13 protein-coding genes are annotated in these 19,302 nt (G+C 48.4%); 4 read left to right on the forward strand and 9 right to left on the reverse strand.

The features are described 5' to 3' along the window. Window positions 1-2 precede the first annotated feature (2 nt). On the forward strand, window positions 3-2,753 hold the full coding sequence (locus tag L9G74_RS07750) for a TonB-dependent receptor (protein WP_238895728.1): 2,751 nt from the start codon (window positions 3-5) through the stop codon (window positions 2,751-2,753). 624 nt (window positions 2,754-3,377) lie between these two features. Here L9G74_RS07750 and L9G74_RS07755 read toward each other — a convergent pair. The 8 genes from L9G74_RS07755 to L9G74_RS07790 all read right to left on the reverse strand — a co-directional run bounded on the left by L9G74_RS07755 (window position 3,378) and on the right by L9G74_RS07790 (window position 13,841). Further along, complete coding sequence (locus tag L9G74_RS07755) at window positions 3,378-3,659, reverse strand: hypothetical protein (RefSeq protein ID WP_238895729.1); 282 nt, start codon at window positions 3,657-3,659, stop codon at window positions 3,378-3,380. A gap of 228 nt (window positions 3,660-3,887) precedes the next feature. After that, window positions 3,888-4,097: a cold-shock protein gene (locus tag L9G74_RS07760; protein WP_238895730.1), complete on the reverse strand. Its 210-nt coding sequence runs from the start codon at window positions 4,095-4,097 to the stop codon at window positions 3,888-3,890. 275 nt (window positions 4,098-4,372) lie between these two features. Beyond that, window positions 4,373-7,516 (reverse strand): beta-galactosidase, LacZ type, encoded by a 3,144-nt coding sequence (gene lacZ / locus L9G74_RS07765; RefSeq protein WP_238895731.1) that lies wholly within the window; start codon window positions 7,514-7,516, stop codon window positions 4,373-4,375. 72 nt (window positions 7,517-7,588) lie between these two features. Next, window positions 7,589-9,034, reverse strand: coding sequence for a glucuronate isomerase (gene uxaC / locus L9G74_RS07770; RefSeq protein WP_238895732.1), 1,446 nt, complete (start codon window positions 9,032-9,034; stop codon window positions 7,589-7,591). A gap of 182 nt (window positions 9,035-9,216) precedes the next feature. After that, on the reverse strand, window positions 9,217-9,849 hold the full coding sequence (gene eda / locus L9G74_RS07775; RefSeq protein ID WP_238895733.1) for a bifunctional 4-hydroxy-2-oxoglutarate aldolase/2-dehydro-3-deoxy-phosphogluconate aldolase: 633 nt from the start codon (window positions 9,847-9,849) through the stop codon (window positions 9,217-9,219). Window positions 9,850-9,938: 89 nt separating this feature from the next. Beyond that, window positions 9,939-10,886 (reverse strand): sugar kinase, encoded by a 948-nt coding sequence (locus L9G74_RS07780; RefSeq protein WP_238895734.1) that lies wholly within the window; start codon window positions 10,884-10,886, stop codon window positions 9,939-9,941. Next, window positions 10,883-12,373 (reverse strand): UxaA family hydrolase, encoded by a 1,491-nt coding sequence (locus tag L9G74_RS07785; RefSeq protein WP_238895735.1) that lies wholly within the window; start codon window positions 12,371-12,373, stop codon window positions 10,883-10,885. Before L9G74_RS07785 ends, L9G74_RS07780 begins: the two co-directional genes overlap by 4 nt. A gap of 13 nt (window positions 12,374-12,386) precedes the next feature. Further along, on the reverse strand, window positions 12,387-13,841 hold the full coding sequence (locus tag L9G74_RS07790; RefSeq protein ID WP_238895736.1) for a tagaturonate reductase: 1,455 nt from the start codon (window positions 13,839-13,841) through the stop codon (window positions 12,387-12,389). Between the two features lie 564 nt (window positions 13,842-14,405). Between L9G74_RS07790 and L9G74_RS07795 the strand changes: the two genes are divergently transcribed. Both L9G74_RS07795 and L9G74_RS07800 read left to right on the forward strand, forming a co-directional pair. Continuing rightward, a complete protein-coding gene (locus L9G74_RS07795) occupies window positions 14,406-15,665 on the forward strand; it encodes an MFS transporter (protein ID WP_238895737.1) in 1,260 nt (419 codons plus the stop codon). Between the two features lie 255 nt (window positions 15,666-15,920). Further along, a complete protein-coding gene (locus L9G74_RS07800) occupies window positions 15,921-16,973 on the forward strand; it encodes a LacI family DNA-binding transcriptional regulator (protein ID WP_238895738.1) in 1,053 nt (350 codons plus the stop codon). Here the strand turns inward: L9G74_RS07800 and L9G74_RS07805 are convergent. Then, window positions 16,970-18,040 (reverse strand): GGDEF domain-containing protein, encoded by a 1,071-nt coding sequence (locus L9G74_RS07805; RefSeq protein WP_238895739.1) that lies wholly within the window; start codon window positions 18,038-18,040, stop codon window positions 16,970-16,972. The two genes, L9G74_RS07800 and L9G74_RS07805, sit on opposite strands and share 4 nt — an antisense overlap. Window positions 18,041-18,309: 269 nt before the next feature. Between L9G74_RS07805 and L9G74_RS07810 the strand changes: the two genes are divergently transcribed. Next, window positions 18,310-18,951 (forward strand): VOC family protein, encoded by a 642-nt coding sequence (locus L9G74_RS07810; protein ID WP_238895740.1) that lies wholly within the window; start codon window positions 18,310-18,312, stop codon window positions 18,949-18,951. The last annotated feature ends 351 nt before the right edge of the window (window positions 18,952-19,302 follow it).

Raw genomic sequence — 19,302 nt, forward strand, 5'->3', positions numbered from 1 at the left:
CATTGGCCAGCACAATATTCTTGGCGCTTTTCAGTCAATCCATCTACGCAGCAGATACACCTGCCGAAGCAGATACGGCTACAGCGCAACCGGGGCAAACCGCCCAAAAATCTCAAGAGATGGAAACCATCGAAGTTGTTGGTATCCGCAGCAGTTTAAATAAAGCCGTTAATATCAAGCGTCAATCCGTTCAAGTGGTTGATGCTATCGTCGCCGAAGATATCGGTAAGTTCCCAGACAACAACTTAGTAGAAGCGTTGCAACGTGTTACCGGGGTACAGGTAACCGACCGTGCCTCTGGTGAAGTCAGTGGCGTGTCTATTCGTGGTTTAACCGACGTAACGACCACTGTGAACGGCCGTGAAATGTTCACTGCTGCTGGTCGTTCGTTGGCGGTACAAGATATTCCAGCCGCTTTATTGGAAGGCGTTGATGTGTATAAAACCCGTGATGCCAGCCAGATCGCTAGCGGCATCGCCGGACAATTGAACGTACGTACCCAACGTCCGTTCAATTTTGAAGGTTCTAAATTCATGATTAACGCCCGCGGTGTATATCAAGACCTCGCGGATAAAACAGATCCTATTGTTAGTGCATTAGCAAGTAACCGTTGGAACACCTCTATCGGTGAAGTCGGTGCCTTGTTGAACTTGTCCTATGCGCGTACACAATTCCGTAATCAGAATGCGTCGGCTGGGGCTGTTATTCCGTTTCGTGCTGATAACCTTGCACGTATTTACGACTATCCGATGGGATTGGAACATGGGATGGATCGTAATCCCGGCGCAACCTTGAATGGGGTTGAATATTATCTCGGCCGCGACGCACTAAACCAGTCGGATTCAACTGGTAAGCGTGAACGTCCAGCGGTTAACTTGTCGCTGCAATGGGCGCCAAATGATACCTCTGAGTATTTATTTGAAACCTTTTATAACGGTTATCGTAATGAAAGCCATAACCATATGATCCTCACCTACGCTGACTCTAATCGGGTCGCTACTGAAGTTCAGCCAACCTTCTTTGATGGTACTAACGTAATTAAAACGCGTGCTTGGGGGGACTCTGGTACATTCACTAGTGGTGATTATGGCGAACAACAAACTGATAGCTACATGTTTGCACTGGGCGGTAAATGGGAATTAAGTGCCGATGCTACCTTGAAGTCTGAAATTGTTTACCAAACCAGTGAATATAAAACTGATGGTGTGGCTATGCAGGCTAAAAGACGTATGCCTTACGTTTATGCTGATTTCAACCACGATGATGGCGTAATGGCATGGACCCCATATTTGTCAGAGAATGGTCCTGAGATGGATCTGACCGATCCAACTGGTTGGAATACCTCTACCTTTTTTGATAACGGCGGCAAAGACAAAGGTGATGCCATTACCTTTACTACGGATCTCGATTTTTACCTCGATTGGGGCATATTGACTAAAGCGAAAGTGGGCATTCGTTATGATAAACGTACTGCCGAAAGCTCAAGTCGAGATATCAGTCGTGACCCTGGGACACCAACCCCGCTATTGGATTTAGATCCAAGTATGCTGGAGCTGAATAGCGATTTCTTCGATGGACGCAGTGACCTACCTCGCTCATGGGTCACTATTAATGGTGAATCCCTATGGAATAATCGTGCTACGTACCGTGACCTATATGGATTTACTGCTGACGCAGATGGCCTGAGACGACTCTCACTACAGAAAAACTTTGAAATCGATCAAACCTCATGGGCTGCTTATATCCAAAGTGAATTTGACACTGAACTGTTTGGTAAACGCTTAGACGGTTCTCTTGGGGTACGTTACTCTTATGCCAGTGCGGATATGGATTTCTGGCATTGGGACAATGGGCTGCAACATAGTGATGGTACTAATACCAGTGCGAAATTCTTACCAAACCTGACATTGCGCTATCACTTGACCGAAGATTTGGTAACACGCTTAGCTTACACCGAAACGTTGCGTCGCCCAGCGTTTGGTGATTTGAACAGCTTTATTTCGCTGCACCCAGACACAACTAACGTAGGTTATGGTAATGCCAATGGCGGTAACTCATCGCTACGTCCTGTTGAATCGAAAAACTATGATTTCTCATTGGAGTACTACTTCGGTTCAGGCAGTTCTGTATATGGCACGTACTTCTACCGTGATATCCAAGGTTTCGTGTTTAGCTCGCTGCGTCGTACTCAATTCCCAAATCCAAATACTGGCGAAATTGAAGATTACATTCTGTCTCAACCAGGTAACACCTCAAATGGTGTGCTTAAAGGGGTTGAATTAGGTGCAGTTTACTTCTTAGAAAACGTACCACAATGGTTGGATGGTTTTGGTATCCAGGCCAGTGCTACCTTCTTAGATTCAGAGCAAGATATTCCGGTGTTTAGTGATACTGGTGAGTTGGAACGTTATGACCACCGTGGGGTATTTGGTGTATCTGATACGTCTTACAGTGGTGTGCTGATTTACGAAAAAGAAGACTTTAGTGCCCGTCTGTCTTACGTCTGGCGTGATAACTTCTTACTGCGTTACGGTTCCGGTCGCTTCTCTCATCCACGTGGCGTTTATCGTCAACCAGAGGAAAGTTTAGACTTCCAGCTGAACTACAACATTACTGATAACTTGTCGGTGTCGTTTGATGCGACTAACTTAACCAATCAAGTCTTTAATCAGTACTACGAAGAAGAATACTTAAACGATACAGCTTCCATCTACAGTCGTACTTTTGGTTTAGGTATCCGTTACTCAATGTAACCTTACCTGTTTTACTGGTAAACATCCCAGTTCCGGTACGCCACTTGGGTTGAGCGAGTGGCAACTTTTAGCCGTCCATCTCGTATGGACGGCATTTTTGCATTGCAAAATAGCTTTTTTGCTGCCCGTGCGATGGGTTTTCCTCGTAGGTCAAAATCATCATGCCAAGTGGCAACTCTTCCTGCTGCCAAAGCGATCAGTAAAGGTCAACAGCCTCGAGGTAAGACACATCTTGCTGGTAGCGAGTCTAGGGAAGGTGCGAACAAGTCTTCGCGACGCTCTGGATTTGTAAGCCATAGCAGTTCAAGGCAGCTAACTGCGGGCATGCTGGTGCATGGCAAAGTTGGCTAACGAAGAAATGCATGAGCTTACAAATCCCCGTAGGGCGTGGCCTACAGCTTCATCTGCTACGTTGCAGTTTTTGCAAAGGGCTCACCATTCACGGCAAACTGCGCCTTGCATCTGAAAGCTGTATGCTCACGCAGAGCACGCACGGGACTTATTCGCACCTTCCCTAGTTAAACTATGGCGCAGTCTTATGGCGTTCAATAACAAAAATGTGACGCAGTTTATTCTGTCAGCCAGCAGTGGTTAGCTAATCGCAGCGTAAGTCGTTAATGGCGCTTAAACCAGCCACGCCAGCTCTTTTTGTGGTTCCCAATAACGCATCTCTTCATTGAGTAGAAAGCGCAATTCACTGGCAGCCATCTGCTGGGTTTGTGCTGGGGTGTAATTGTGTTTAACGCATAGGTAGTAGCGTAGCGCGTCATAACCGAGCAAATTTTTGTATTTGTTGCGCTCTGCCAGATAATCACCAAACAGCTCTAAGTGGTAGTCGGCAATGGCTTGTCGTAGGTATTGCTGTTTACGTTGTTTAACGCGTAGCAGGTGGCTTTCATCCATCATAATTAACTCATTTATCCCTAAAATAGCGCTGATTTTACCTTGGTGTTTTTGTTATTTTTGCTGCTTGATGTTAGCGCTTTTTATTTACTAGTGACAACGGGATTTATCTGAGAGAGTGCGGTATTAGATGTGATACGCCGAGGAAAGTAGCAACTCGTCATCGGGCAATAGCAGCAACAAAAAAGGCATATCGTGAGATATGCCTTTTTGCTAAAACTTGCAGCCTAATTACAGGGCAACAATGTTTTCAGCTTGTGGACCTTTAGCGCCTTGAGTTACTTCGAACTCAACTTTTTGGCCTTCGTCCAAAGTTTTGAAGCCTTCACCAGTGATGGCGCGGAAATGAGCAAATACGTCAGGACCGTTTTCTTGAGCGATAAAACCGAAACCTTTGTCCGCGTTAAACCATTTTACTGTACCGATAATTTTCTTAGACATCATAAATACCTTTAATGCATTGAGTTATAAGCCGAATGTGGCTCGATAGCTTGGAAATCAGGCTTTAACTTAGAAACTGCAGGACGATGAATTATGACTAATGCGGCGTAATGTAGGTTTTAATTTGAAGCATTTCTTGAAGCTGGAGGCATAGTATGCGGGCGGCGTTGAGAAGTCCAGCATTATCGTTCTAGGAGCCCAAATTTCCTGAGTTATGGCGGGCATAATATAAAAAAGCGGCTCCTCGGAGCCGCTTGCAATATCATTCAACCAGATTATTTACTGGAGTTGACCGGTTGCAGTAACAGTTTAAGACGATAGTCTTGCTGTTGTTCTGGCAACAAGCGGTACTGATCGTACGGCGTTGCGCCCCAACTGTTGTCACCACCGGCGCCACGTTGACGTAAATCAAGGATTAACTCAGTCATTGATCGTGGCTGAATATCATTGATATGACGTTGTGCTTCTTTTGGATAGTCAAAATCTGCAATGGTGTTGTGGTGGGCAGTAAAGTCAAACTGCGGCTCACCTATCACTAACAAGCCAACACCGTCTTTGTTGGTAATGCTCAGCCAACGGGTATCACTACGGTTACCGTTTTCTTGCGGGCGAATATATGGGGTATACAGATCGCTGACTTTAGCGTGATAGATACCTAGATCCGCTGCATATTTACGGTCTTGGTAGTTTTCCCAAGGGCCGCGGCCATACCATTTAGCGTTATCAAAGCCTTCTGGTAGCTGCATTTTGAGGCCAAAACGTGGCATCTCTGGCAGGTCTTTGGCAAGCGTGGCTTGGTAATCCACTAACACTTCACCTTTGCCGCCCACTTGATAGCTGATGCTGGCATCGCTATGCAGAGCAGGGAAGTTGATAGAGAAGGTCACCGTAGCTTGGCCGCTGCTTTGTGTAACATCAACATCAGTGATTTTGGCGCTAGCGGCCGCTTCTTTAAATGCCGCGGACTTCTCACCTAAACGGTTACCATAATCTTTGTCGGTTAGTGCGCGCCAGAAGTTGGGGAATAACCCTTCGCCAGCGTTGATCAACTCGACACCATTCACTTGGTAGCTTTGCAGGCGGCCAGTTTGCTTGTTAAAGGCCACTTTCACACCATCGCTAGTCACGGTAATGTCATTAGCGGTTTGTTGCAGATCTAACTTGCCCGCTTTCGCCAGTGTAGGTGTCGCCATTGGTGTTTTCAGAATGAACTGATCGGCGGCCATCACATGACCCGCTGGGATCACCCCTTGTTTGGCTTTGCTGACAAACTTGAAGTCCACTACATACTCTTTGCCATCTTTGTATGGATAGGCGTTGAGTGCATCCAATTTCACTGTGCTGGTGGTTTGTGGTTTAGTGTTCAGCGTTGGCAGTTCACCTTGCAGTACCGCTACGCCGTTCTCTAACAAGGCCCATTTGCCGGTAACATCGCTCAAATCTTTGAAGAAGTTACGGTTAAGCACTTGGTATTCACCGTCATCTTTTGGTGTGACCACGATGTTTTGATACAGTTTTTTCAGCTCATACAAGGCAGGATGCGGCTCACGATCAGAGCCAATCAAACCGTTAGCTAAGTAGTTATTGGCGTTGCGGGTGCCTTTCGGTTCAAAGTCACCACCGTAGGCGTAGTAAACATTACCGTTGGCATCGGTTTGCTCAAGGCCTTGGTCAACCCAATCCCACACGCTACCACCTTGTACTTGCGGGTGCTCGTAGACGTAGTCCCACAGCTCTTTCAGGTTACCGCCAGCGTTGCCCATGGTGTGGGCATATTCCACCCAGATGAACGGTTGCTCAGGATATTTATCGAGGTATTTGGTGGTGATTTCGTTGCGGTCGGCGTACATCCAGCCGATCACATCAGTCATCTTCTCTTTGAACCAAGTCTCGCGGGTTTCAAACTGTACGATGCGATTGTCTTCAATCGATTTCACGTACTGATAGGCGGCAGACATGTTCGGGCCTGGGCCGATTTCATTGCCCAATGACCAAGAGATAATGGATGGATGGTTTTTATCGCGGGCAATCATGCCGTGCACACGGTCGAGAATGGCATCTTTAAACTGCGGATCATTACCAATGTTGCCCTCAGGCGAGAACCCGTAACCGTGAGACTCTACGTTGGCTTCATCCACCACATATAAACCGTATTGGTCGCATAACTGATACCAGTACGGATCGTTCGGGTAATGCGAGTTACGAACGGTGTTGACGTTAAATTGCTTCATCAATTCGATGTCGCGCAACATGCTTTCGCGGCCGATAGCTTGGCCGTTTTTGGCCTCAATCTCGTGGCGGTTAACACCCTTGATGATGATGGGCTGGCCGTTAACCAGCAGTTGGCCTTTTTCAATTTTCACATTGCGGAAGCCCAGCCCTTGACGCACAACTTGGTCTTCTTCGCCTTTACGGCTGAGGGTCAACACTAAGTCATACAGTTTAGGTGACTCGGCCGACCACGCAGCCACTTTGGCAAATTCGTGGGTTTTATCGATGGTCTCGGTTTTACCTGCAGCAATGGTGACGTCAGTTTTGTTTTGCCACAGCAACTTGTCGCCGTCATACACAGCAGCATGCAATGATACATCTTGTGCTTTTTTATCGCTGTTTTGCAGTTGTACGCTCAAATCGAGCAAACCATCTTGATAGCTGTTTTTCAGCGAGGTGTCGGCGTGGAAATCCCACAACTGCACTTTAGGCACGACTTGCAGGAAGACATTGCGCTGAATACCGCTCATACGCCACATATCTTGGTCTTCCAAGTAACTGCCGTCACTCCAACGGAATACTTGTACTGACAGGCTGTTATTGCCTTTTTTGACGAAGTCGGTGATGTCGAATTCAGCCGGTAGTTTGCCGTCTTGGCTGTAGCCCACTTTTTTGCCGTTAACCCAGACGTAGAAGGCCGACTTCACTGAACCGAAATGCAGGATGATGCGTTTATCCTGCCAATCATCGGCCACGGTGAAATCGCGACGGTACGAGCCTACAGGATCATACTCCGGCGCTAACGGTTTGTTCTTAGGAAAGCCATAACCGTGGTTAACGTAAATTGGGTAGTCATAGCCTTGCAGTTGCCAGTTAGAGGGCACTTTAATTAATGGCCATTTGGACACGTCGAAATCTTGTTTGAAGAAGTCGAGTGGACGTTCGCCCGGTGTTTTTACAAAGTTAAAATGCCATTCGCCGTTGAGGGAATGATATTGATCAGAGGCTTGTTCCTCTCCCGCCATCGCTAACGACTTGGTCGGATAGGAGATGAAATAAGCGCGATCAGGTAAGGAGTTAACGGCGAACACCGCAGGGTTTTCCCAGTCGTTAACGTCCTTGGCTTGCAATTGTTGGTACGGTACACATGACATTAAGCCGAGTACAACAGCGCACGTTTTAGTGCGCTTGAAAAGATGGCTAATCATAATTAGTCCCCAATGATTTTAGCGTTTTTTCAATTATTTAATTGCGAGGTCAGTAGTTACCAGTGCCTCTATTTATTTGAAGTTATACGCTTGTTTTACTAATCCGTAAGTTAACTGGTAAGCCAGTGTTTTGGCATCGGCTAACGTGATCTGATGATTGGCGACCAGTTCCGCTAAAAAGCGGCAATCAACGCGGCGCGCCACATCGTGCCGTGCAGGAATCGACAGGAACGCCCGAGTGTCATCATTAAAGCCTACAGTGTTATAAAAGCCTGCCGTTTCGGTCACTTGCTGACGGAACCTTAACATACCGGCGGGGCTATCATGAAACCACCATGCTGGGCCAAGCTTCAAGGTTGGATAATGGCCCGCCAACGGTGCCAGTTCGCGGCTATAAGTCGTTTCATCCAATGTGAACAGGATAATCCGCAAGTCCCTATTGTTGCCGTACTTGCTGAGTAGAGGCTTAAGTGCATTCACATATTCGGTTTGTGATGGGATATCGGCGCCTTTATCGCGGCCGTAAACATCAAAAATACGTTTGTTATGGTCACGGTGCGCACCGGGATGGATTTGCATCACTAAGCCATCGTTAATACTCATGCCGGCCAACTCGGTGAGCATTTGACCGCGGAACAGTTCCTGCTGTGCTTTGCTGGCACTGCCGTTAAGACATTGCTGGAACAGCGTTTCACATTCGCTTGGCGATAAATCAGCGGTAAGGGCGGTTGGATGGCCGTGGTCAGTCGCGGTGGCGCGGCCATGTTCAATGAAGTATTGGCGACGTACTTGAATCGCTTGCAGGTAGCCCTGCCAATTGCTGGTATCACAATGAGTCAATTCACCGAGCTTTTGCACGTTAGCGACAAAGTCTTCACGGCTGGCATCAACCACGTCGTCAGGGCGGAAGGTCGTGACCACCCGTTTGGCAAAGTCAGTGCCCGTCAGCTTTTGGTGTTGTTTTAGTTCATCTAACGCGCCTTCGGTGGTGGCAATCACTTCAATATTGAATTTGTCCATCAAGGCGCGCGGCGCAAAGGCGGGTGATTGCAGTTGGCGGTTGATTTCGTGGTAATAATCGGCGGCGTTGGCTTCACAGAGTTTTTCTGTAAAACCAAACACATTGGCAAAGGTTGAATCCAGCCAGTAACCCGATGGCGTGCCAGCAAACAGGTAATAGTGTTTGGCGAAAATTTGCCACACTTCCAGCGGATCAACCGCATTGTCTTTACTGCGATCACCTTGTAAACCACGTTGTGGAATCGCCAATGATTCGAGTGGAATGCCTTGGCTGTATAGCATGCGGAAGACGTAGTGATCGGGCTTGATCAGCAGATCAGTGGCATTTTGGAAATTTTGGTTGTCGCTGAACCAGCGTGGGTCGGTATGACCATGCGGGCTAACAATCGGTAGATCTTTAATCTCTTGATACAGCTCGCGGGCGATAGCGATAACGGTTTTGTCGCTGGAAAAGAGACGGTCAGGATGCATCTCTAACGGTGTAGGTGAAGCAGTCATGTTGTTTCCTTAATAAGCAGATCGTCAATAACGCTCTACAGCCTCGAAAAACTAATGGCTCAGCAAATGTGCGTTATTTTTACCACCTCATTGCTACCGGTGGCAATTGCAGCGCGCAGCAGTTTGTAACTTTGTGAGTTACGCGGCATTCATGCCGAAAACTTGCGCACAGCTCCTATGTGTTAATGGCATAACGCCGGAGTATTGGCTACCTTGCAGGCGGCGGTGATCTGTTGCCAACGCTGTTCTTCCACCCAATTGCTTGGCGCAATCCAAGAACCGCCGACAGCGATGCAGTTACTCAGTCGTAAAAAGTCATCTTTGTTACTGTCGTTGATGCCGCCAGTAGGGCAGAAGTTAACTTGCGGAAATACCGCGCCCATCGCTTTGATAAACGCCGCACCGCCTGACAAGGTGGCAGGGAACAGTTTTAATTCAGTAAAGCCTTGCTCAACGGCCAGCAGTACATCGGCAGCATTAGATACACCTGGCACGACCGGAACTGGACAATCACGCAACTGGCTCAGTAAGTTTGGCGTAATCGCTGGTGTCACAATAAAGTCAGCGCCGGCGGCAATCGCCGCATTTAAGGTGTCAGCATTAGTGACGGTGCCTGCGCCCACTACCATCTGTGGATAGGCGGCTTTGATGGCTTGCAGTGCCGCAATGGACGCCTCGGTGCGCAGCACCACTTCCACCAAATGAATACCGGCTTGCTGCATCGCATTGGCGATGGCAACGCCTTGCTCGGCCGTTTCTGCCTGAATGATCGGCAGCAACACTTGCTGCTTGAGTAATGCTTTAAATGACACCATGGTTGCGCTCCTAAAAATATCTCTAAGTAGAATGATGTTGCCCGCTATGGTTGTTATCTGCGCTAGGCAACACTATTCAATCAACCGTGTTAGTTATGCTCGCTAAGTGGTAGCGTTGGCACTATCGCCCCTGTTTGCTGAATCACTTGCCCAGCCAGTTGATTGCCCCAATCAGCCGCTTGGCGTAACGGAAGCCCCGCCAGCCACGCCGCTAAAAATCCTGCATTAAATGAATCACCCGCCGCGGTGGTATCCACCACATGGCTGACTTTAGTGGTCGGAATGTGTTGCCGTTGCGCAAGTGCGGGCTGGATATAACAGCCATCGCTACCGACTTTTAGCACTAAGGTATTGATATTAAATGGTGCTAACCGCGTAAAGGCGGCTTCGACATCGCTATCTCCCCACAGCGCGGCTTCATCGTCAAAGGTTAACAACGCGATATCACACAGCGCATACAACTGCTGGTAAATCGCTTGGGTTGTACTGGCGCTTTGCCATAAACGTGGGCGATAGTTGCCGTCAAAGGCGATAGTGACACCTGCCGCTTTGGCTTGGGTGAGAAAGGCGATCAGTTTGATGCGGTCGGCCTCTGGCAAAATGGCCAGACTGATGCCTGATAGATAAATCAGATCATATTGTTGCAGTGTATCGAGCACCGCGGCGATGTCGGCGTGTTGCAGCAGAAATTTCGCCGCTGCTTGGTTGCGCCAGTAATGAAAACTGCGCTCGCCGTTGGCATCGTTTTCGATAAGATACAGCCCGGCGTTGCGGCTTGGGTCGCGCAGGACAAACTGGCAATCGATGCCCGCTTGCTGCCAATGCGCGATAATCGCTTGGCTGAGACTGTCTTGCCCCATGGCGGTGACATAGGAAACTTGTGCCTGTGCGCCTGCCACCCGTTTGAGATAGACCGCCGTATTGAGCGTATCGCCACCAAAACCTTGCTGCATTTGCCCCATTAACTGGCCGGACAGTTCCACCATGCATTCGCCGATAATGGCGACTTTTTTAACTGAATGTTGCTGTGAACTCACAAGGTAACCCCTTGTTTCCAAATGGCGATTTCACGAATATCGTTCAGCTCATTTTTCACTGGCTCACCGCTACAGGCTTTGACCAATAGCGCGATAAATTCATCCAGCAGTTCCGTCATAGTGACATCGTTGATTAAGCGGCCTGCATCGAAGTCGATCCAGTGCTTTTTCTTCTGTGCCAGTTCGCTGTTGGTAGCAATTTTTAGTGTGGGTACAAAACCGCCATACGGCGTACCACGGCCGGTGGTAAACAGCACCATTTGGCAACCGCAAGCGGCGAGGGCGCTAGTGGCAATGGCATCATTACCGGGCGCATTAAGCAGGTGTAACCCCGGATTTTTGAGGCGCTGACCGTAATCCAAAATCGCTTCCACTTGGCTTTGCCCCGCTTTTTGGGTGCAGCCGAGGGATTTATCTTCCAGCGTGGTAATGCCGCCCTTTTTATTGCCGGGAGACGGATTCTCATACACCGGTTGATCATGGTCTTTGTAGTAACGTTTGAAGCCGTTGACCATCTCCACCAGTTGCTCGAAGGTGGCCTCGTCTTTACAGCGCGACATTAAGATAGTTTCGGCGCCAAACATCTCTGGCACTTCGGTCAGCACCGTGGTGCCACCGCGCGCAATCAAATAATCTGACAGTTGTCCCAGCATGGGGTTGGCAGTAATGCCTGACAGGCCATCGCTGCCGCCGCATTCAAGGCCAAAGTGGATTTCGCTGAGTTTGCCGGGCACACGTTTATCGTGGCGCATCACTTCATACAGCGCTTCTAACTGCTCAAGACCAGCTTCGACTTCATCTTCGACTTGCTGGGTGATCAAATATCTGACCCGATCATCACTGCGTTGCTCTACGCCGAGTTTGATCGCCGACACCTGGTTGTTTTCGCAGCCCAAACCGACCACTAAAACGCCGCCCGCATTCGGATGCTCGATCATATTTTGCAGCAGCTTTTTGGTCATCTGCAGATCGTCGCCCAGTTGGGAACAACCAAACTGATGCGGAAACACAAACACGCCGTCGATCTCAAGTTGTGGGTGGCGTTGCAAAAACTGCTTCACCATCTGTGCGGCCATGCCGTTGACGCAGCCAACGCTGGGGATCACCCACAGCTCGTTGCGGATGCCCACTTGACCGTCAGCGCGGCGGTAGATGGAAACTTCAGGCGTATCATCGACTTGTGGCTCAATGCTGCTATCCACCGGTTGGTAGCGGTATTCCAGTTCGTCATTCAGATTGGTTTTGATCTGCTCGGTATGAACCCAACTGCCCACGCCAATCTCTGCCAACGCGTGGCCGATCGGCGCGCCGTATTTGATCACGTCAGCGCCGACATTGATGTTTTGCAGCGCTACTTTGTGGCCTTTTTCCACATCCTGTTGCAGTGTGATGTTAAGTTCATCCACCGCTAATTGGCTGCCCGCGGTGAGCGGTGCCAGCGCAATGGCCACGTTGTCGGTGGGATGTAAACGAATAATCGATTTCATGTTGGCTACCTGCTTACACCAATAGCTCACTCAAGGTGTCGCGTACACCTTGGTGCAGAAGTTTGTCGAGGCTGCTGGTTACCGCCGCCGTCATGCCACTGACTTGGTTTAAGTCTTGGCCCCAATGCGTGCTTTCCGCTAAGACGCTTTCCACCAAGCTATGTAACGGCAATTCACCTTGCTGATACTGCTGCCACAAAGCACTGAATTTGGTCAGCCAAAAATCATCATCTTTTAATGGGATCGCTTCGTTACCGCGCAGACCACGATAGAACAGCAGTTGTCCTGCCAATGCGGCAATCATCAATGGTGGCAACTTGTCTGTTTGCGCTTGGTATTGCAGCAGTTGCGGCAAAATACGGGTGGTAAATTTGGTCATGCTGTTGAGTGCGATGGAGAGCAACAGATGGTGGATATACGGGTTTTGGAAGCGGGTGATCACCGCATTGGCAAAGTTGTTGATCTCCTCGGCTGGGAAATTCAAGGTCGGGATCACTTCATTAAACATAAACTGCTGCACAAAGCGGCTGAACAGAGGATCTTCGACCGTTTCTTTTACCGCATCTAACCCCGCCAAATAAGCGAGCGGCACCATAGCGGTGTGCGCACCGTTAAGAATGGCAACCTTACGCTGTTTGTAGGGCGCAATGTCATCCACCAGCAAAATATTGAGATCGCTTTGGTCAAACCTCAAAAATTGCTTAATGCGATCAGAGCCTTGGATTACAAACAGGTGGAAGTATTCACAAGTGACCATAAAGTTATCGGTATAACCAAACTTAGTTTGCAGTGCGGCGTGTTCATCGCGCGGAAAGCCCGTCACAATGCGGTCAACCAGGGTTGAGCAGAATTCGTTGGCCGTTTCCAGCCAGTCAACAAAGCCAGCCTCTAGCTGCCATAACTGGCAGTATTGCAGCACAATCTGTTGCAGTTTTTCGCCGTTATAATCGATGAGTTCGCACGGCAGCAAAATCACGCCGGCACTGGCGGCACCCGCAAAATGTTGGTAGCGGTGATACAGCCATTGGGTCAACTTGGCAGGGAAGGCTTTGGCAGGTTTGTCGTCAAGTTTATCGCTGTCGATGAACTCAATGCCGGCTTCAGTGGTGTTGGAGACCACTAGCTCAATGTTTGGATCTTCAGCCAGCGCTAAATAACGGTCAAATTGTTGATAGACCGGAATTTCTTCATTAATGCAGGAGATAATGCGTGTTTGCTGCACCGCTTTTCCCGCTTCATCAATACCGCGAACAACGGTGGTGTATAAACCGTCTTGGCTATTAAGTAATGGCAGCGAGTCGTAATCAATTGGGCGAATAATCGATACACCTGCATCAAGTTTACATTGCTGATTTAATAAATCGATTTGCCAATCAAAAAATGCACGAAGAAAGTTTCCTTCGCCGAATTGCATTATTTTACTGGGATGATTTGGGTATTGAAAATTACTGCGATTTAGCTGCTGCATAGCCTGCCCCACAATACATATTTTTGTGCCACCGGTAGCATTTTGAGTGCAAATGTTGCCACCTGTACTTTAGTTTGATTGACATATTGCCACCGGTAGCAAAAGATAACAACACGCAATCAAAAGATTCGTTAGCGACTTTAGTTTACTATCATTAACTTACTGTAAAACAACATATTATTTTGTGTTTTTGTTGTATTTAAAGTGTTTTTTGCATATCAAATCACGGATTTAATAGTAAAAAACGATAGGCTCACAGTTCGTTAATAAATTGAGTGATTGTTCTAATTCTGAACTGTGGGGGTTCAGTGACATTTGCGCAAAATAGGTTCGCTGTTGTGAGGGCATGAAATCGTTATTTCAAATAAAGCTCTATAGTCGTTACTTATTTATTTATGCATGAAACGCTACGTCTTATATCGACGGTATCACAGCTTGTGTGAGTGCTATCTCTGGGGATGTCGATACGCAACATAAAAAATGGTGAGAAGAATGACTACAGCAATTCATATAACAAGTAAAAATGCGATAGGTAATTATCGATACCGTATATTAGCGATGCTGATGTTTGCTACCACAATCAACTACTTTGACCGAAGTATTATTGGGGTGATGGCGCCAACATTAGAGAAGATGTTCCATTGGGATAATAGTGATTACGCCAATATTATGATCGCCTTCAAGGTGGCCTATGCGTTGGGGATGGTCACCATGGGCAGTATCATCGACAAGTTGGGGAGTAGAAAAGGTTATACCCTGTCGATTGGTATCTGGAGTATTTTCGGCATGTTGCACGCGGCGGTGACGCCAGCATTTAGTGTGATTGGCTTTGCGGCGGCGCGTTTTGGCCTCGGCTTTGGTGAGTCAGGTAACTTTCCGGCGGCGATTAAAACCGTAGGCGAGTGGTTTCCGAAAAAAGACCGCGCCTTTGCTACCGGGATTTTTAATGCTGCCTCCAGTTTCGGGGCGATTGCCGCGCCGTTTGTCGTGGGGGCGATTGTGTCGGTTAACGGCCATAACTGGCAAATTCCCTTCTTAATCACCGGTGCAATGAGCAGTATTTGGGTGTTTTTGTGGTTGCGTATTTATCACAAACCGGAAGAACACCCGCAAGTTTCTGAAGAAGAACTAGCCTATATTCATAGCGATACCGATACTCAAGCGGTGGAATCGGATGAAAAACTTCCTTGGCGTAAGGTAGTGCGTACCCGCGAAGCGTGGGCCTGCGCCATTCCGCGGTTAACCGATGCGGTGTGGTGGTTCTATCTGTTTTGGGGCGCTAAGTTTCTGGCAGACACCTTTGATGTCAACATTAAAAACATCGCTGTGCCGTTCTTTATCATCTATGCCTTTGCCGATGTTGGCAGTATTTTTGGCGGTTACCTTTCAGGCTTCTTTATGAACCGCGGCTGGAGCACCAACAAAGCGCGTAAGATGACGCTGCTGTTCTGCGCGCTGTTTATCCTGCCAACTTGCTTTGTGGCGATGACCGACAATAAGTGGATTGCCGTATGTTTGATTGCCATGGGCGCCGCTGGGCACCAAGCATGGTCAGCTAACTTGTACACGCTGGTGTCTGACGTGATGCCGAAAAAAGCTACTGCTTCGGTGGTTGGCTTGGGCGGCATGCTGGGGGCGCTGATCGGTATTGTGGCCGATAAAACCTTGGGCACGGTGCTCGATCAGTCGGGTAACTCAGGCTATTTCTACGCGTTCTTGATTGCCGGTTCTTGCTATCTCATTTTGCTCGGCATTGTGCATCTGTTGATGCCAAAAATGACGCCGCTGGATGAAAATTTGCAGCGTGTTGAGAGCACGAAATAGTTAATTAATCCAAACGCCATCAACTGAGTTTGATGGCGTTTTTGTTAGCGCTGTTTATGTCAGAGGTGTGGCGCTAGTGCTGTGCGGGATGAGGCTGCACCGTTGAGCTATTCCGTGGTTAGTTGTTGTTAGATGATTGCAAATGATGCTGGTGAAACGCGTCGATACCGTGATGATCATTCGATTTGTTTTGCTATAGCAATCAGCAAATTATGCTAGTATGGCTCGGCGTAAAATTGTCGCGGATAAGGTGATATGTCCACCAAAACTAAAAAAGTAACCATCAATGATGTCGCGCGCATGGCGGGCGTTTCTAAACGCACGGTGTCGCGGGTGATCAATGGCTCGCCTTTGGTGGGTGAAGAAACCCGTAAGCGTATTGAAAATGTGATTGAAAGCGTCAGTTTTCAGCCTGACAAACAAGCGCGCGGTCTCGCCTCAAAACGCTCTTATCTGCTTGGCTTAGTGTATGACAACCCCGATGCGCTCTATATCGACCAAGTACAGCGCGGCGCGCTATCTATCTGCAGCGAGCTAGGGTACGAGTTGGTGGTGCATCCATGTAAATGGCATGAGCCCGATTTTGTCGATAACTGCTTGAAGTTTATTGCCCGCTCTAATGTGGATGGTTTACTGATCTTGCCACCAGTGTCGGAAAGCAAACTGCTCGCCAAAGCGTTGCAAGATGCTGATCATCCCTACGTGCGTATCGCCTCGGCCGATTTGGATGATCACGACAATATCGTGATCTCCAATGAGCGTGCCGCCATGGCGGAAATTGTCGAGCATTTGGTGGAGTTAGGGCATAACAACATCGCCATGATCACTGGACCGTTGCATTATTACTCGTCGCAAGAGCGGCTCGGTGGTTTTAAAACCTCGGCGCAAAAGGCGGGGCTGACTCTGGCTGATAATCACATTGTTGAAGGCAAAAACAACTATGAAAGCGGTTTGGCATGTGCCGAGCAGTTGTTGTCACTGCCGCAGCGCCCCAGCGCGATTTTTGCCAATAACGATGAGATGGCGGCAGGAGTGCTGCGGGTAGCCCACACCTTAGGGATTAAGGTGCCTGAGCAGCTCTCGGTTATCGGCTTCGATGATAACTTGTTTGCCTCGCGGGTCATCCCATCGCTCACCACAATGAGGCGTCCAGTGGAAAAATTGGCAATGTTAGCCACACAAAAGTTGGTGGGCCATTTCCAACACGATGGCATCAGTACCAAAGTGGAAACCATAGTCGATCCCTACCTGATTAAGCGCGAATCTACTGCGAAGCCTCAAGACAAAGGCGCGGCAACCGCCACTTAGTTGCTATTGACGGCGTGGTTGATGGCGGGCATATCACTACTCAAGGTGGTGTTGCGCCCCGCGCGTTTGGCGTTATATAACGCGGCGTCGGCATTGCGATAAAGTGCATCCAAATTGTGACCATCGCTAGGCCAACTGGCAATGCCGATACTGATCGTAAAACTGATGGTGTGTGCTTGGTAACTTAGGCTATGTTGGGCTACTTGTTGGCGCAACTGCTCCGCCAATCGATAAGTATGCGCCGCATCACTTTGTGGTAACAGCATACAAAACTCCTCACCGCCTACCCGAAATAACCAGTCGTTAGCGCCAGTGTTGCGGCGCAATTGCTCAGCCAGTTGCACCAGCACGAGATCGCCCGCTTCATGGCCGTATTGGTCGTTCAGTTGTTTGAAATAATCCACATCAATCAAGATCAACGCAAACTGCTGCGATTGACGATGTTGTGCCAGTAGGCGTTTAAAAATGGTTTCCAGATGTAGCCGGTTATATAGTCCTGTAAGCGGATCGTGCGAAGCAACTTGTTGCAATTGATGGATGACGCTTAACCGGCGGGTTTCATAGACATAGCTCATGGCCCAAATGGCAATATAACTCACGATAGCGTTGACCATTAACGGGACATCAAGGGTGCCATCTTCCAACCGTTGCGTGGTGATCAGCAGCAGCACCCCAATACTGCCAAATATTAAGGTCATGATGGCCCCGGCGCGCAGTCCCAACAGTAGCAAGCTTAATGGCGGCATCATCATCAGCCAGAAGAAACCATCCACATGCATCGCCTTAGTGGCGATACCGCCAGCGATGATGGCAAACACCATCAACAGCAGTGCGCCACTCCACAAACGCAGGTATTGGATGTTAGGCAGTCGCCATAAAAACACTAGGCAATAGAGTGCAACAAATGCTTCTACAATAATAAAGGGCACACCGTTGACGGCGGCAAAATTGCTCAACGCCAAACCAAAAGCCAGCAGTGCTATCATCCACAACATGGTGCGTAATAAACTGCGGCGGTAATGATGACCGTCGTCCCATATTGCCTGCAGCATTGAAGTTTTGGGCATATCTTTTAGCCAGTTAAAGTGGGTCGGCGCCAAACCTTACGCGCATTCCGTCAAAAAATCTACGCTATAAATGTTGGTGAAATGTAGCATGCTAATCACCAAAATAGAATGGTGTTTATGTTGTCGCAGTGACGCGCTAACCCTTGTGGTTGTGGTAGATGTCAACAACGGTGCTGCTGTTCACTATTTTGCCTGACGATAACGGTTCAGCTTTATTTTTATATGTTTGTCAGTTTTTTGACGTCATTACTTTAAATAAGGTAGGGATTATGCAGATAGATCATCTAGTGATTTTTTGTAGTCCAGGCGCTCAAGAAGTTGAGCTATTAAACGCCTTTGGTTTGCATGATGGTGCGGCGCGCAGTCATACCGGGCAGGGGACCGCCAGCCGCTGTTTCTTCTTTGGCAACTGCTATCTTGAGTTATTGTTTGTCGAAGACGAGGTGGCGCTGCGCAGTGCTGCCACACGAGTCACGCGTTTGGCAGAGCGTTTTCTGCAATCAAACAGCAATACCTCGCCTTTTGGCGTGTGCTTTAAACAGCCCGATGCCGCGTTAGCGACGTTAGCTTACCATCCGGAATTTCTGCCGCAGGGCTACCGTTTAACGCTTGCTAGACATAATCCGCTTTCTGAGCCTTTATGGTTCTTTCTACAAACGCCTGACGGTGAGTTGCCGCCATTTCAACGGCAGACGTTTAATTGGCAATCAGAACTACATCAATTAACGGCGGTGAATATGACCATTGCCGAAGGGAGTAACTTATCTCCCACGGCTAAGGCGGTGATGGCGCACAGCTGTATCGAGCTGTTTGCCGATATCACGCCATTGATGGAGTTAACCTTTGACCATGGCGCACAGCGACAAAGCCACGACTTTCGACCGGCGTTGCCGCTGCTACTGCGTTGGTAATGTCATCAGCTTGGCTCATTCGTCCAACGACGTTGACCACGACGGTGCCGTCACCGCTCAATTTTAGAATTTTTTGCCAATTTTTTTCATGTTTAACCTGATGAAACCGCGAGTATTTTTCTGCAAGGGAAATAATCGTTGCGGTGATATCTGTGCAGCCTTGGCATTCTGCATCTATGCTAAATCCAGTAGGCAGATATGTGTATTATCACCGCGTGATTAATAGCGTGTGAAATTTATTTAGTTATTGAATTTATTTGATTTTTAAAATAGTACTTCGCGATATGGTGGGCTCTGCTGGCAACTCTGCTTGGTGGCTTGTTGATAGAGAAAGTCGAAGTGCTATGACTG

The organism is Shewanella electrica (genome assembly GCF_022321485.1).
GTDB classification, from domain to species: Bacteria; Pseudomonadota; Gammaproteobacteria; order Enterobacterales; family Shewanellaceae; genus Shewanella; species Shewanella electrica.